The organism is Streptomyces sp. Xyl84 (assembly GCF_059731885.1).
Window position 1 is genome coordinate 6,149,020 of sequence record NZ_AP029182.1, and the last position, 16,064, is coordinate 6,165,083.

Here is a 16,064-nt window from a genome sequence, read left to right on the forward strand (position 1 = left end):
AGCCGGCCGGGGCCGATCCCGCGCTCAGTCCAGCCCGCGCACCCGCAACGGACGCGACGGGACGCCCGTACCGTCCTCGCGCTCCAGCTCCACGACCACCTGCCGGCCCTGCCGCCGGACGGCGTACCGCTCCGTCCCCGCCTCGTCCCAGCCGTCGCCCGCGTCCGGCACCACCAGCCCGCCCCCGCCGCGCCCGGGGGCGGGCGCCCACACCTCCAGCTCCACCCCGCCCGTCCCACCCCGCACCGGGATCACCGCACCCGCGCGCGCGAGCACCGGAATCCTCCCCAGGGGCGCGTCCACCCGCACCTGCCCCGGGCCCTCGAACACCTGCCCGGTAGCCGTGTCGTACCAGCGGCCCCGGGGCAGCCGCACCGTCCGCCGGTCCGCCCCGGACCGCAGCACGGGCGCCACCAGCAGGGCGTCACCGAGCAGGAAGGCGTCCCCGCACTCCCGCAGCGCCCGGTCCTCCGGCGTGTTCCACCACAGCGGACGCACGTACGGCGCGCCCGTGCGCCGCGCCAGGTGCGCCAGCGTCACGAAGTACGGCAGCAGCCGCCGGCGCTCGATGAGCGCCGCGCGCGCGTGCCCGAGCACCTCCGGCCCGAACTCCCAGGGCTCCCGGCGCCCGGCCCGCCCGCTCGGGTGCGTCCGGAACAGGGGCAGGTACGCGGCCAGCTGGAACCGGCGCAGGAACAGCTCCGGCGAGGGGCTGTCCTCGAACCCGCCCACGTCCGGCCCGCAGTAGGGCACCCCGCACAGCCCCAGGCCCACCACCAGCGACAGGGAGGCCCGCAGCCCGGCCCAGCCCGCGGCCACGTCCCCCGACCAGGTCCCGCCGTAGCGCTGCGTCCCGGCCCAGCCCGAGCGGGACAACACGAACGGCCGCTCGCCGGGCGCCAGGGTGCGCAGCCCCTCGTAGCCGGCCCAGGCCATGCACAGCCCGTACACGTTGTGGGCCTCGCGGTGGTCGCCCCCGTGGCCCTCCAGGGCGTGCCGGGCCGACCGCGGCAGCGTCGTCTCGCCGAAGGCCGCGAAGGAGGTCGGCTCGTCCATGCCGTGCCAGAAACCCGAGAACCCCTGGGCCAGCCGTTCCTGGTGGAGCCCGCCCCACCAAGCGCGCACGCGCGCGTGCGTGAAGTCCGGGAAGACCGCCTCCCCAGGCCACCCGACCCCCCGTACGACGTCCCCGGACGCGTCCCGCACGAAGGCGTCCTCGCTCGTCCCCGCGTCGTGGACGGCGTTGCCCTGTAAGGCGCGCACCGCCGGGGCGACGACCGACACCAGCCGGATCCCGTCCCGGCGCAGTTCCTCCGCGAGCACCGGCAGTTTCGGGAAGAGGTCCTGGTCGACGGTGAACACCTGGTGCGCGTCGAGGTGGTCGGTGTCCAGGTGCACGGCGTCCAGCGGCAGGCCGTGCTCGTGATGGCCCGCGACGATCCGGCGCACCTCCTGCTCCCCGCCGAACCGCCGGGCGAGGTGGTGGCCGAGCGCCCACGCGGGCGGCAGCGCCGCCGGCCCGGTGAGCGAGGCCCAGGTGTGCGCCACGCGCGCGGGAGTGCCGACGACCACCCAGCACCGCAGCGGGCCGCCGTCCATCCGCAGCTCACTGACCCCCGGCCGGTCGTGACCCGAGCCGGCCCCTTCCTCGCCCTCCCGCAGCACGACCGTGCCGTCCCAGGAGTTGTCGTGGAAGACCAGATGCGTGCCCGCGTCCGCGACGACCACCTGGACCGGCATCGTGACGTGGAGCGGATCGTCCCCGGGCCCGGAGGCGTGACCGGGATCGGTGTTCCACAGACGGTACGTGCCGTCCCGCAGCACCGGTCCCGACGCCCGCCCGCCCAGCCCGAAGAACCGCGCGTCGGCGGCCACCTCCGACCGCTGCATCCAGCGTGCCGGGCCCCCGCCGACAGGCTCCCACCACCGGGGCGGCAGATCACGGCGCAGCCGCACACCCCCGGGCGTACGGACCTCGACGGTGCCGCGCCGCGAGACGGTGACCGTGACCCGCTCGGCGACGACCCGCCAGCCGCCGTCCTTGTCCGGCTCCAGCACCGCCCGCGGATCCGGCTCGGGGGCGCGCCCGGCCAGCGCGTACGACGGCTCGGGTGCCGCCCCGTCCCAGCTCCAGAAGACCGCTCCGCTGACCGCGACGACGATGCGCAGTTCCGACCGGCTGAAGCGCACCACACCACCGCCGGGCTCCGGGCGCGCGTCGCGCACCTCGCCGGGCACCCGGGCCCGCTCGGCGCCCCGCGGCGGCAGGCCCGCGGCGTCGGCACGCCGCCTGCGCCAGGCGGCCCGTACGGTGCGCACCCCCTGGGCCGCCCCCGCGGAACCGATCACCTTCACCGAACGCACCAGGTCACGACCGTTCATGCTGATCACCCTGCCATTGACAGGCCCTGACGCGTGTGCTGTTCAACTGCCGTTCACCCAGGCCCGGACCACATCTTCACGGCAGGGACTATGGGGGGCCAGCCCTGGTGCGGAAGTCGATCACATGGCATCGTCCCTGTCAGCCGCGTCACGCGCACACCCCGCACGTGCGCGGACCGACGCACACGACGCGCAGAGTCCGGGAGCCGCCCATGTCGACCGTGAACCCCCTGCCGCTCTGGCAGCCCGATCCGCAGCGGATCGCCCAGGCACAGATCACGAAGTTCCAGGCCTGGGCGGCCGAACACCACGGCGCCCCCGCCGAGGGCGGCTACCCGGCCCTGCACCGCTGGTCCGTCGACCGTCTGGACACCTTCTGGAAGGCCGTCACGGAGTGGTTCGACGTACGGTTCGGCACCCCCTGCGCGCGCGTGCTGGGCGACCGCACCATGCCCGGCGCGCAGTGGTTCCCCGGAGCCACCCTCAACTACGCCGAACACGCCCTGCGCGCCGCCGCGACCCGCGCGGACGAGCCCGCCCTCCTCCGCGTCGACGAGAGCCACGAACCGCACCCGGTGACCTGGTCCGAACTGCGCCGCCAGGTCGGCTCCCTCGCGGCCGGACTGCGCGACCTCGGCGTACGCCCCGGGGACCGCGTCAGCGGGTACCTGCCCAACGTCCCCGAGGCCGTCGTCGCGCTGCTCGCCACCGCCGCCGTCGGCGCGGTGTGGACGTCCTGCGCCCCCGACTTCGGCGCCCGCAGCGTCCTCGACCGCTTCCAGCAGGTCGAACCGGTCGTCCTCTTCGCCGTCGACGGCTACCGCTACGGCGGCAAGGAGCACGACCGCCGCGACGTCGTCGCCGAGCTGCGCCGCGAGCTGCCCACCCTGCGCGCCGTCGTCCACGTGCCCCTGCTCGGCAGCGCCGCCCCCGAGGGTGCCCTCGCCTGGCCGGACCTGACCGCCGCCGACGTCGAGCCGGTCTTCGAACAGGTGCCCTTCGACCATCCCCTGTGGGTGCTGTACTCCTCGGGCACCACCGGTCTGCCCAAGGCCATCGTGCAGTCGCAGGGCGGCATTCTCGTGGAGCACCTCAAGCAGCTCGGCCTGCACTGCGACCTGGGCCCCGGGGACCGCTTCTTCTGGTACACGTCGACCGGCTGGATGATGTGGAACTTCCTCGTCTCCGGCCTGCTGACCGGGACGACGGTCGTCCTGTACGACGGGAGCCCCGGGTATCCGGGCACGGACGCGCAGTGGCGGGTCGCCGAGCGCACCGGAGCCACCCTCTTCGGCACCTCGGCCGCGTACGTCATGGCCTGCCGCAAGGCGGGGGTGCACCCCGCCCGCGACCACGACCTCTCCCGGATCCGGTGCGTCGGCACCACCGGGTCGCCGCTGCCGCCCGACGGGTTCCGCTGGCTGCACGACGAGGTCGGCGAGGACCTGTGGATCGCCTCCGTCAGCGGCGGTACGGACGTCTGTTCCTGCTTCGCGGGAGCCGTGCCGACCCTCCCGGTGCACATCGGCGAACTCCAGGCGCCCTGCCTGGGCACCGACCTGCAGTCCTGGGACCCCAGCGGTGCCCCGCTGGTCGACGAGGTCGGCGAACTCGTCGTCACCAACCCCATGCCGTCCATGCCGATCCACTTCTGGAACGACCCGGACGGCAGCCGCTACCACGACAGCTACTTCGCCGTGTATCCCGGCGTGTGGCGCCACGGCGACTGGATCACGCTCACCTCCCGCGGCTCCGTGATCATCCACGGCCGCTCCGACTCCACGCTCAACCGCCAGGGCGTGCGGATGGGTTCCGCCGACATCTACGAGGCCGTCGAGCGGCTCCCCGAGATCAGGGAGTCCCTCGTCATCGGCATCGAGCAGCCCGACGGCGGCTACTGGATGCCGCTCTTCGTGCACCTGGCGCCCGGAGCCGTCCTCGACGACACGCTCCTGGACCGCATCAGGCGCACCATCCGCGAACAGCTCTCCCCGCGCCACGTCCCCGACGAGGTCATCGAGGTGCCGGGCGTCCCGCACACCCTCACCGGCAAACGCATCGAGGTCCCGGTCAAGCGCCTGCTCCAGGGCACCCCGCTGGAAAAGGCCGTCAACCCCGGCTCCGTCGACGACCTCGCCCTGCTGCGCTTCTACGAGGACCTGGCCCGCAAACGCGCCTGAGCACCAGGGGGACGGGTACGGCCGGGGTTCAGCCGCCGTAGGTGGCCTCCGACTCGCCGAGCACGGCGGCGAAGTCGGAGGCCAGCCGGGCCGCCTCGGCCGGCTCCAGGCCGGCCACGGAGATCCGTACGCCCGGCGGTGACGACAGACGGAACCGGGCCCCGGCGGCGACCCACCACCCGTACGAACGCAAGCCGTTCACCACGGCGGACTCGTCGGCCACCGGCACCCACACGTTCATCCCGCTCGTCCCGTGCGCGCCGATGCCCCGGGCCGTCAGTTCCCCGGTCAGGGCCGCACGGCGCGCGGCGTAGGTCCCGCGCGCGCGGGACACCAGCGCGCGCGTGCCCTCGTCCGTCAGCAGACCGAGGACCGTCTCCTGCAGCAGATGGCTGACCCAGCCCGAGGTCAGCAGCAGCCGCCCGTCGTGCCGGGCCAGGGTGGTGGCGTCGCAGGCCGCCGCCGCCCACCGGAGGTCCGCCCCCAGGAACTTGCTCACCGTCCGCACGTGCACCCACCGGTTCAGGCCGCCGGAGGTGAGCGTGTGCAGCGGCACGTCCGCCACCGCCGAGGCGTGGTCGTTCTCCACGACCAGCACGTCCGGCTCCTCCCGCACCACCTCGACCAGTGCCGCGCGGCGCTCCTCCGAGAAGCAGCCGCCGTACGGGTTCTGCCCCCGGGGACTGCACACCACGGCCCGCGCACCGGCCCGCAGCGCCCGCCGCAGGGACTCCGGACGCATCCCCTCGTCGTCCACGGCCACCGCGACGCCGCGCAGGCCGAGCGCGGTCACCAGGTCCAGCAGGTGGTGGTAGCCCGGGTCCTCCATCGCGACCGCGTCCCCCGGCCGCAGCTCCACGGACAGCAGGCGTCCCACCAGGTCCAGCGCGCCGTGCGCGAACGTCACGTGCTCCACCGGCACGCCGTCGGGTCGCAGCCAGTCCCGCACGGCCTCCTCCAGCCGCGGCAGACGCGGGGCCGAGCGGTGCGACCGGGCCCCGGAGGACAGGCGCGAGGGAGGCACCAGACCGGGCAGGAACGCCGGATCCGGATGCCCGCCCGCCAGGTCCCGCAGCCCCGGCGGCACCTTCGGCGGCCGGCGGGACGCCACCGCGGGAGCGGGCGCCACCACGGTCCCGCCCCGCCCCCGGGTCACCACGATGCCCCGCCCGCGCAGCTCCTTGTACGCGGTCGCGACCGTCCCCGGGCTGACGGCCAGTTCGCCGGCGAGCCGTCGCACCGGCGGCAGCGCCGCACCCGGCGCCAGGGCCCCCTCGGACACGCCCCGCTCCACCGAGGCCGCAATCTCCTTGGCCGTCGCACCGCTGATCCCATAATGTACTGCCACGTTGATCATTATGTATCAATACATAATTGGCCGCAAGGGGGAACCGTGGGAACCACCCGCCGTACGAAGACCGGTCACACCGGCACCACACCAGGCGCCAGGACAGGAAAGCCCCGGATACCCGGCGGCCCCGACGGCCGCCGCATGCTCCTCGTCGCCCTCGTCGACCGCACCGGCAGCGGACTGTGGGCCTCCGTCTCCGTCCTGTACTTCACCTACGTCTCCCACCTCTCCCTCGCCCAGATCGGCACCCTCATAGCCCTCGCCGGGGCCGTCGGCATCGCCGGCGCCCCCATCGGCGGCCGCATCGCCGACCGCCTCCCGCTCACCCGCGTCCTCGTCGCACTCCAGCTCCTGCGCGCCCTGGCCTCCCTCGGGCTGCTCACCACCGACCACTACGGCCCGCTGCTCGCCTTCTGCGCCCTCGGCAGCCTCGGCGACCGCGCCGCCGGCGTCCTCACCAAGCTCTACGCCACCCGCGTCTCCGGACCCGACCGCGTGCGCTACCAGGCACTCAACAGGACCGCGGCCAACGCCGGCTGGGCCCTGGGCGGCCTCGCCGCCGCGGCCGCCCTCGCCCTCGGCACCACCGCCGCCTACCGGTGGCTGCTCCTCGGCGACGCGCTCTCCTTCGTCGCCGTCGCCCTCCTCACCCTGCGCTGCGGCGAACCCCCCTCGCCCTCCCGCACCGTCGCCACCCACCACACCCCGGCACCCGCAGACCTCCCCGCCACCCCGTGGCGCGACCGCACCTACCTCGCCTACGTCGCGACCGAAACCGTCCTCTTCCTCGACGACGCCGTCTTCAAGGTCGGCCTGCCCCTGTGGATCGCCCGCGCGAGCACCGCGCCCCACGGCCTCGCACCCCTGCTCATGGTGCTGAACAACGTGATGGTGGTCGCCCTCCAGGTCCCCCTGGCCCGCTTCGGCGCCACCACCGCGGCAGCACGTGCCCTCCTGCTCCCGCTCTCCCTCGCCTACGCCCTCGGCGGCGCCGCCCTGGCCCTCTCCACGACCGGCGGAACCGTCACGTCCACCGCACTCCTCACCGCCGCGGCCGCCGCCTTCACCCTCGCCGAGATGCTCCACGCGACCGTCTCCTGGGAACTCTCCGTCGCCCTCGCCCCCGACACGGCGCAAGGCGCCTACCTCGGCGTGCACGGACTGGCCCAGTCCGCCCAGCGCAGCATCGGACCCCTCGCCGTCACCGCGGCCATCGCCGCGGGCCCGGCCGGATGGGCCGTGTTCGGCACCTCCATAGCCCTGACCTGCGTCATCCAGCACCGCACGGTCCGCGCCCGGCTCGCAGAACCCCCGATGTCAGTGCCGCCCGTTACTGTGAGTGAGCATTGATCGACCGTGCACACACGGCGAAACCGTGCGCGCACACACGGGGAAACCATGGGGGAAAACATGACACACACCGACCGCCGGACCATGCGACGCGTCCTGCGCCGGGAGATCGCCGGCACCATCGGCCTGCTCACCGACGAACACGACTTCCGCGCCATGCGGCGCTACCGCAGCTTCACCTTCGACGACCACACCACCTATCTCGAACAGGTCGAAGCACTCCTGCGCGTCCGGGCGGCCCAGGGCGGCCACACCACCGTCGCCCTCTTCGACCCCGAGGAATACGCCGAGTTCTGCGCCCGCACCGGCCTCGACCCCGACGCCCCGGCCAGCCGGGCCCGCTACACCGCCGAGATCGCCACCGCCGGACCGGTCCTGCCCTACGACGGCCGGCCGCTCACCGAACTCGTCCCCGCCCTCGTCGACGAAGCCGTCCGCCAGGCGACCTGGGAGTACGCCTCCACCCTCCTCGCCCGGCTCGGCCCCTGCGCCTCCTGCGGCGAGGACATCGGCCGCGCCGCCTTCACCCGCGCCGCCGGCCTCCTCGCCCGCATCCTCGACACCGCCCCGCCCGGCAGCCGGCACCTGGTCTGCAGCGTCACCACCGCACCGGAAACCCTCCTCGCCGTGCTCCACGCCGACGACGACGGCGACGACACCGGCGGTGACGCTCTGCGCACCGACACCACCCGCCTCGACGAGGCCGAAGCCCTCGAATTCACCACCGTCCTCGCCCTCGGACTCGCCACCCGAAGCCCCGGCGGACTCGTCATGCGCACCACCGCGCCGGGCACCCCGGACCGCGTCTACGGCTGGCGCCTGCGCGGCGACGGCCTGGAGCCGCTCACCGCGGGCGAGGTCTTCGACGCCTACTGCACCGACATCGAATCCGGCGATCTCCTCGCCCCGGAATCCGGCGTCGACTACGGCACCCCGCCCGACCTGGGAGAAGAAGGACCCACCCCGCGACACCGGCCCTGAACACGCCAAGGGCGCTCCACCCTCGGGTGGAGCGCCCCGGACGAACCAGCCGGTGACGGCACGGTCCGCTCACTCGCCGGACAGCACCGCCTGAGCCGCGTCACGGGCCTGCTCGGCACTGTCCGCGGCCCGTGCCGCCGCGGCGGCACGCTCGCACTGCGCCAGCGTGTACTTCGCCAGCGTCGCCCGGACATAAGGAAGCGACGCCGCACCCATGGACAGGGAGGTGACACCAAGGCCCGTCAGCACACACGCCAGCAGCGGATCCGAGGCCGCCTCACCGCAGACACCACAGCTCTTGCCCTCGGCCCGCGCCGCCTCGGCGGACAGCGCGACCAGATCGAGCAGCGCCGGCTGCCACGGGTCCTGCAACCGCGACACCGCACCCACCTGCCGGTCGGCGGCGAAGGTGTACTGCGCGAGGTCGTTCGTGCCCAGCGACAGGAACTCGACCTCCTGCAGAATCGAACGCGCCCGCAGCGCGGCCGACGGGATCTCGACCATCGCACCGAACTTCGCCCGCAGCCCCGCCGCACGGCAGGCATCCGCGAACGCCCTGGCGTCCGCCCGGTCCGCGACCATCGGAGCCATGACCTCGAGGTGGACCGGCAGCCCCTCGGCTGCCCTGGCCAGGGCCGTCAGTTGGGTGCGCAGCACCTCCGGGTGGTCGAGCAGCGTGCGCAGACCCCGCACACCCAGGGCGGGGTTCGGCTCGTCGGCAGGCGTCAGGAAGTCGAGCGGCTTGTCCGCACCCGCGTCCAGCACCCGCACGACGACACGGCCCTCGGGGAAGGCCTCCAGCACCTGCCGGTAGGCCTCGACCTGCTTCTCCTGCGACGGCGCCTTCTTGCTGTCGTCCAGGAAGAGGAACTCGGTCCGGAACAGACCCACACCCTCGGCACCGGCCTCCACCGCGGCCGCCACGTCGGCGGGACCGCCGATGTTGGCGAGCAGCGGCACCTTGTGACCGTCGGAAGTGGCACCCGGACCCGTCGACGCGGCCAGCGCCGCCCTGCGCTCGGCGGCCGCGGCCTCCAGCTGCGCCTTCTTCTCGGCACTGGGGTTCACGAAGATCTCACCGCTGCTGCCGTCCACGGCGATCACCGTGCCCTCGGCCAGCTCACCCGCCCCGGGCAGGGCCACCACGGCCGGCACACCGAGCGCCCGCGCCAGGATCGCGCTGTGGCTCGTCGGTCCGCCCTCCTCGGTGACGAAACCGAGGACCAGGGTGGGATCCAGCAGCGCGGTGTCGGCCGGAGCCAGGTCTCGCGCGACCAGGACGTACGGCTCGTCGCTGTCCGGCACACCCGGCATGGGCACGCCCAGCAGCCGCGCGACGATACGGTTCCGCACGTCGTCGAGGTCCGCCACCCGCCCGGCGAGGTACTCACCCGCACCGGCCAGCAGGTCGCGGTAGGAGGCGAACGCGTCGTACACCGCGCGCTCCGCGGTGCTGCCCACCGCGATCCGCCGGTCGACGTCCGCGATCAGCTCGGGGTCCTGAGCCATCATGGCCTGCGCCTCGAGCACCGCCTGGGCCTCGCCGCCCGCCAGATTGCCGCGCGCCGTCAGGTCGGCGGCCACGGCCTCCACGGCCTGGCGGGCGCGCCCCTGTTCGCGCTCCGCCTCTTCTGCCGCTATCTGCTTGGCCGGCGGTTCCAGCACCGCCGTCCCCATGTGCCGAACCTCGCCGATCGCCACACCGTGGCTCACGCCGACGCCTCGCAGCGTTGTCTCCATGTCACCCGTCTCCGAATAGTGCGGCGGGTCGCGCCGCGGTGGTTGTTCTTGGGCCGTCCCGGGGACGGCGGGGCGGTCACTGCCAGGCGAAGAGACTGTCGCCGGTCTGCACGTCGCCGCTGTCACGCAGCTCGGAGAGGGATTCGGCAGTGGCCTCCAGGGCCACGACCGGACACACGGGGGACTTGCCGGCGGCCTCGACGGCGGCGGGGTTCCAGCGCACCACCGCCTGACCGCGCTTCACGGTGTCGCCCTTGTTCACGAGCAGCTCGAAGCCCTCGCCGTTGAGCTGGACGGTGTCGATGCCGAGGTGGATGAGCACACCGTGCCCCTGCTCGTCGACGACGACGAAGGCGTGCGGATGCAGCGAGACGATGACACCGTCCACGGGGGCGACCGCCTCGGAGGGCTCACGCACGGGGTCGATCGCCGTGCCCGGGCCGACCATGGCGCCGGAGAAGACGGGGTCGGGCACAGCGGCCAGTCCGATGGCGCGTCCGGCGAGCGGGGACGTCACGGTGGTCATGGGAAGCCTCCCAGGGGTGGAGATTCGTATGGGCCGTCGCTGTCTGTCCCGGACGGCGCACTGTGAAGCAGGGTATGTCACGGTAAGTACCGGATCCGGGCGAGAGCTTACGACAGCTCACGATAGTGGTCTAGACCACCAATCCCATCGATTTGCACCGGCTCCACGGGCCCCTGTACAGTCGTACTCCTGCTTGGGGGTGAGTGACGCGAGCAAGCGTCCTCGGCCCGAGCGGAACCCAACCTGTCAGATCCTATCTCTGGATCGCCTTCCGCATGCCTGCGGGACGGTGGTCAAGAGGGCCGGAAAAGCCTGATAGAGTTTGGATCACCGAAGGGAAGCGCCCGGAGGAAAGCCCGAGAGGGTGAGTACAAAGGAAGCGTCCGTTCCTTGAGAACTCAACAGCGTGCCAAAAGTCAACGCCAGATATGTTGATACCCCGTCCGTCGGAATCATCCGATGGTCGAGGTTCCTTTGAAAAAACACAGCGAGGACGCTATGAACCGGGAGAACATTCCTTCTCCTGGTTCCGCTCTCGTGGTGTTGCACCGGATTACCGGTAAACATTCACGGAGAGTTTGATCCTGGCTCAGGACGAACGCTGGCGGCGTGCTTAACACATGCAAGTCGAACGATGAAGCCCTTCGGGGTGGATTAGTGGCGAACGGGTGAGTAACACGTGGGCAATCTGCCCTGCACTCTGGGACAAGCCCTGGAAACGGGGTCTAATACCGGATATGAGTCTCCAAGGCATCTTGGAGGCTGTAAAGCTCCGGCGGTGCAGGATGAGCCCGCGGCCTATCAGCTTGTTGGTGAGGTAACGGCTCACCAAGGCGACGACGGGTAGCCGGCCTGAGAGGGCGACCGGCCACACTGGGACTGAGACACGGCCCAGACTCCTACGGGAGGCAGCAGTGGGGAATATTGCACAATGGGCGAAAGCCTGATGCAGCGACGCCGCGTGAGGGATGACGGCCTTCGGGTTGTAAACCTCTTTCAGCAGGGAAGAAGCGAAAGTGACGGTACCTGCAGAAGAAGCGCCGGCTAACTACGTGCCAGCAGCCGCGGTAATACGTAGGGCGCAAGCGTTGTCCGGAATTATTGGGCGTAAAGAGCTCGTAGGCGGCTTGTCACGTCGGTTGTGAAAGCCCGGGGCTTAACCCCGGGTCTGCAGTCGATACGGGCAGGCTAGAGTTCGGTAGGGGAGATCGGAATTCCTGGTGTAGCGGTGAAATGCGCAGATATCAGGAGGAACACCGGTGGCGAAGGCGGATCTCTGGGCCGATACTGACGCTGAGGAGCGAAAGCGTGGGGAGCGAACAGGATTAGATACCCTGGTAGTCCACGCCGTAAACGGTGGGCACTAGGTGTGGGCGACATTCCACGTCGTCCGTGCCGCAGCTAACGCATTAAGTGCCCCGCCTGGGGAGTACGGCCGCAAGGCTAAAACTCAAAGGAATTGACGGGGGCCCGCACAAGCGGCGGAGCATGTGGCTTAATTCGACGCAACGCGAAGAACCTTACCAAGGCTTGACATACACCGGAAAACCCTGGAGACAGGGTCCCCCTTGTGGTCGGTGTACAGGTGGTGCATGGCTGTCGTCAGCTCGTGTCGTGAGATGTTGGGTTAAGTCCCGCAACGAGCGCAACCCTTGTCCCGTGTTGCCAGCAGGCCCTTGTGGTGCTGGGGACTCACGGGAGACCGCCGGGGTCAACTCGGAGGAAGGTGGGGACGACGTCAAGTCATCATGCCCCTTATGTCTTGGGCTGCACACGTGCTACAATGGCCGGTACAATGAGCTGCGATACCGTGAGGTGGAGCGAATCTCAAAAAGCCGGTCTCAGTTCGGATTGGGGTCTGCAACTCGACCCCATGAAGTCGGAGTCGCTAGTAATCGCAGATCAGCATTGCTGCGGTGAATACGTTCCCGGGCCTTGTACACACCGCCCGTCACGTCACGAAAGTCGGTAACACCCGAAGCCGGTGGCCCAACCCCTTGTGGGAGGGAGCTGTCGAAGGTGGGACTGGCGATTGGGACGAAGTCGTAACAAGGTAGCCGTACCGGAAGGTGCGGCTGGATCACCTCCTTTCTAAGGAGCACTTCTAGGCCGCTTCGGCGGTCCAGGGGCCAGTACATCAGCGAATGTCTGATGCTGGTTGCTCATGGGTGGAACGTTGACTACTCGGCACGGTCCAGGATGGGCCAGGCGCTAGTACTGCTCTTCGGAGTGTGGAACGCTGATCTGGACGGCTGGTCGTGTCGGGCACGCTGTTGGGTGTCTGAGGGTGCGAGCGTTGCTCGTCCTTCGGGATGCCGGCCCCAGTGCACTCGGGATGTTGTTCCCGGGGTGATGGGTGGTTGGTCGTTGTTTGAGAACTGCACAGTGGACGCGAGCATCTGTGGCCAAGTTTTTAAGGGCGCACGGTGGATGCCTTGGCACCAGGAACCGATGAAGGACGTGGGAGGCCACGATAGTCCCCGGGGAGTCGTCAACCAGGCTTTGATCCGGGGGTTTCCGAATGGGGAAACCCGGCAGTCGTCATGGGCTGTCACCCGCTGCTGAACACATAGGCAGTGTGGAGGGAACGCGGGGAAGTGAAACATCTCAGTACCCGCAGGAAGAGAAAACAACCGTGATTCCGGGAGTAGTGGCGAGCGAAACCGGATGAGGCCAAACCGTATGCGTGTGAGACCCGGCAGGGGTTGCGTATACGGGGTTGTGGGATCTCTCTTCTGTCGTCTGCCGGCGACAGGACGAGTCAGAAACCGTTGATGTAGGCGAAGGACATGCGAAAGGTCCGGCGTAGAGGGTAAGACCCCCGTAGTCGAAACGTCAGCGGCTCGTTTGAGAGACACCCAAGTAGCACGGGGCCCGAGAAATCCCGTGTGAATCTGGCGGGACCACCCGCTAAGCCTAAATATTCCCTGGTGACCGATAGCGGATAGTACCGTGAGGGAATGGTGAAAAGTACCCCGGGAGGGGAGTGAAATAGTACCTGAAACCGTGTGCCTACAAGCCGTGGGAGCGTCGGAATGTGCTTGCACATTCTCGTGACTGCGTGCCTTTTGAAGAATGAGCCTGCGAGTTTGCGGTGTGTTGCGAGGTTAACCCGGGTGGGGTAGCCGTAGCGAAAGCGAGTCCGAACAGGGCGTTTCAGTAGCACGCTCAAGACCCGAAGCGGAGTGATCTAGCCATGGGCAGGTTGAAGCGGAGGTAAGACTTCGTGGAGGACCGAACCCACCAGGGTTGAAAACCTGGGGGATGACCTGTGGTTAGGGGTGAAAGGCCAATCAAACTCCGTGATAGCTGGTTCTCCCCGAAATGCATTTAGGTGCAGCGTCGTGTGTTTCTTGCCGGAGGTAGAGCACTGGATAGGCGATGGGCCCTACCGGGTTACTGACCTTAGCCAAACTCCGAATGCCGGTAAGTGAGAGCGCGGCAGTGAGACTGTGGGGGATAAGCTCCATGGTCGAGAGGGAAACAGCCCAGAGCATCGACTAAGGCCCCTAAGCGTACGCTAAGTGGGAAAGGATGTGGAGTCGCAGAGACAACCAGGAGGTTGGCTTAGAAGCAGCCACCCTTGAAAGAGTGCGTAATAGCTCACTGGTCTAGTGATTCCGCGCCGACAATGTAGCGGGGCTCAAGCGTACCGCCGAAGTCGTGTCATTCACACAATAGGGCCAACGCCTGTGTGGATGGGTAGGGGAGCGTCGTCTGCCGGGTGAAGCAGCACCGGAAGGTAGTTGTGGACGGTTGACGAGTGAGAATGCAGGCATGAGTAGCGATTCACACGTGAGAAACGTGTGCGCCGATTGACTAAGGGTTCCTGGGTCAAGCTGATCTGCCCAGGGTAAGTCGGGACCTAAGGCGAGGCCGACAGGCGTAGTCGATGGATAACCGGTTGATATTCCGGTACCCGCTGTGAAGCGTCAAACATCGAGCATCGTGATGCTAAGGCCGTGAAGCCGCCCTGATCTCTTCGGAGTTGAGGGGAGTGGTGGAGCCGCCGGCCCAAGCGGTTAGTAGGTGAGTGATGGGGTGACGCAGGAAGGTAGTCCATCCCGGGCGGTGGTTGTCCCGGGGTAAGGGTGTAGGCCGCAAGGTAGGTAAATCCGCCTTGCATTCGGCTGAGACCTGATGCCGAGCCGATTGTGGTGAAGTGGATGATCCTATGCTGTCGAGAAAAGCCTCTAGCGAGTTTCATGGCGGCCCGTACCCTAAACCGACTCAGGTGGTCAGGTAGAGAATACCGAGGCGTTCGGGTGAACTATGGTTAAGGAACTCGGCAAAATGCCCCCGTAACTTCGGGAGAAGGGGGGCCACGCTCGGTGATCGGATTTACTCCGTGAGCTGGGGGTGGCCGCAGAGACCAGCGAGAAGCGACTGTTTACTAAAAACACAGGTCCGTGCGAAGCCGTAAGGCGATGTATACGGACTGACGCCTGCCCGGTGCTGGAACGTTAAGGGGACCGGTTAGCTCCATTTCGGTGGGGCGAAGCTGAGAACTTAAGCGCCAGTAAACGGCGGTGGTAACTATAACCATCCTAAGGTAGCGAAATTCCTTGTCGGGTAAGTTCCGACCTGCACGAATGGCGTAACGACTTCTCGACTGTCTCAACCATAGGCCCGGTGAAATTGCACTACGAGTAAAGATGCTCGTTTCGCGCAGCAGGACGGAAAGACCCCGGGACCTTTACTACAGTTTGATATTGGTGTTCGGTTCGGCTTGTGTAGGATAGCTGGGAGACTTTGAAGCATGCACGCCAGTGTGTGTGGAGTCGTCGTTGAAATACCAGTCTGGTCGTGCTGGATGTCTAACCTGGGTCCGTGATCCGGATCAGGGACAGTGTCTGATGGGTAGTTTAACTGGGGCGGTTGCCTCCTAAAGGGTAACGGAGGCGCCCAAAGGTTCCCTCAGCCTGGTTGGCAATCAGGTGTTGAGTGTAAGTGCACAAGGGAGCTTGACTGTGAGACCGACGGGTCGAGCAGGGACGAAAGTCGGGACTAGTGATCCGGCGGTGGCTTGTGGAAGCGCCGTCGCTCAACGGATAAAAGGTACCCCGGGGATAACAGGCTGATCTTCCCCAAGAGTCCATATCGACGGGATGGTTTGGCACCTCGATGTCGGCTCGTCGCATCCTGGGGCTGGAGTCGGTCCCAAGGGTTGGGCTGTTCGCCCATTAAAGCGGTACGCGAGCTGGGTTTAGAACGTCGTGAGACAGTTCGGTCCCTATCCGCTGTGCGCGTAGGAGTCTTGAGAAGGGCTGTCCCTAGTACGAGAGGACCGGGACGGACGAACCTCTGGTGTGCCAGTTGTTCTGCCAAGGGCATGGCTGGTTGGCTACGTTCGGGAGGGATAACCGCTGAAAGCATCTAAGCGGGAAGCCTGCTTCGAGATGAGGACTCCCACCCACTTGATGGGGTAAGGCTCCCAGTAGACGACTGGGTTGATAGGCCGGATCTGGAAGCACGGTAACGTGTGGAGGTGACCGGTACTAATAGGCCGAGGGCTTGTCCTCAGTTGCTCGCGTCCACTGTGTTGGTTCTGAAA

At 68.5% G+C, this 16,064-nt stretch carries 7 protein-coding genes and 2 rRNA genes; 5 read left to right on the forward strand and 4 right to left on the reverse strand.

The features are described from left to right. Nucleotides 1-24: 24 nt before the first annotated feature. Nucleotides 25-2,382 carry a glycoside hydrolase family 31 protein gene (locus tag AC6I72_RS26745; RefSeq protein ID WP_498003685.1) on the reverse strand — a complete coding sequence of 786 codons (2,358 nt, stop codon included), beginning with the start codon at nt 2,380-2,382 and terminating at the stop codon, nt 25-27. 212 nt (nt 2,383-2,594) lie between these two features. Here AC6I72_RS26745 and AC6I72_RS26750 point away from each other — a divergent pair, with 212 nt between their 5' ends. Then, entirely contained in the window at nt 2,595-4,562 is a 1,968-nt protein-coding gene (locus AC6I72_RS26750; RefSeq protein ID WP_498003686.1) for an acetoacetate--CoA ligase, read from the forward strand. Between the two features lie 28 nt (nt 4,563-4,590). Here the strand turns inward: AC6I72_RS26750 and AC6I72_RS26755 are convergent, their stop codons facing one another. Continuing rightward, nucleotides 4,591-5,910 carry an aminotransferase class I/II-fold pyridoxal phosphate-dependent enzyme gene (locus AC6I72_RS26755; RefSeq protein WP_498003687.1) on the reverse strand — a complete coding sequence of 440 codons (1,320 nt, stop codon included), beginning with the start codon at nt 5,908-5,910 and terminating at the stop codon, nt 4,591-4,593. 45 nt (nt 5,911-5,955) lie between these two features. On the opposite strand from AC6I72_RS26755, the gene AC6I72_RS26760 reads away from it, so the two are divergent. Further along, entirely contained in the window at nt 5,956-7,263 is a 1,308-nt protein-coding gene (locus tag AC6I72_RS26760) for an MFS transporter (RefSeq protein WP_498003688.1), read from the forward strand. Between the two features lie 60 nt (nt 7,264-7,323). After that, entirely contained in the window at nt 7,324-8,244 is a 921-nt protein-coding gene (locus AC6I72_RS26765) for a DUF8829 domain-containing protein (RefSeq protein WP_498003689.1), read from the forward strand. A gap of 69 nt (nt 8,245-8,313) precedes the next feature. Here the strand turns inward: AC6I72_RS26765 and ptsP are convergent, their stop codons facing one another. Together ptsP and AC6I72_RS26775 are read right to left on the reverse strand one after the other, a co-directional pair. Beyond that, nucleotides 8,314-9,984, reverse strand: coding sequence for a phosphoenolpyruvate--protein phosphotransferase (gene ptsP, locus AC6I72_RS26770; protein WP_498003690.1), 1,671 nt, complete (start codon nt 9,982-9,984; stop codon nt 8,314-8,316). A gap of 76 nt (nt 9,985-10,060) precedes the next feature. Next, a complete protein-coding gene (locus tag AC6I72_RS26775; RefSeq protein ID WP_498003691.1) occupies nt 10,061-10,510 on the reverse strand; it encodes a PTS sugar transporter subunit IIA in 450 nt (149 codons plus the stop codon). Nucleotides 10,511-11,076: 566 nt separating this feature from the next. Here AC6I72_RS26775 and AC6I72_RS26780 point away from each other — a divergent pair. Both AC6I72_RS26780 and AC6I72_RS26785 read left to right on the forward strand, forming a co-directional pair. Continuing rightward, nucleotides 11,077-12,601: ribosomal RNA gene (locus AC6I72_RS26780) — 16S ribosomal RNA — on the forward strand. A 312-nt stretch (nt 12,602-12,913) separates the two neighbouring features. Beyond that, a 23S ribosomal RNA gene (locus AC6I72_RS26785) occupies nt 12,914-16,032 on the forward strand. Together the 16S and 23S rRNA genes form the textbook arrangement of a ribosomal RNA operon. Nucleotides 16,033-16,064 lie beyond the last annotated feature (32 nt).

Excerpts from the sequence above, each read along its gene's own strand:
- ptsP (WP_498003690.1), bottom strand. The coding sequence starts at position 9,984 with ATGGAGACAACGCTGCGAGGCGTCGGCGTGAGCCACGGTGTGGCGATC.
- AC6I72_RS26765 (WP_498003689.1), top strand. The coding sequence starts at position 7,324 with ATGACACACACCGACCGCCGGACCATGCGACGCGTCCTGCGCCGGGAG.
- AC6I72_RS26750 (WP_498003686.1), top strand. The coding sequence starts at position 2,595 with ATGTCGACCGTGAACCCCCTGCCGCTCTGGCAGCCCGATCCGCAGCGG.
- AC6I72_RS26775 (WP_498003691.1), bottom strand. The coding sequence starts at position 10,510 with ATGACCACCGTGACGTCCCCGCTCGCCGGACGCGCCATCGGACTGGCC.
- AC6I72_RS26745 (WP_498003685.1), bottom strand. The coding sequence starts at position 2,382 with ATGAACGGTCGTGACCTGGTGCGTTCGGTGAAGGTGATCGGTTCCGCG.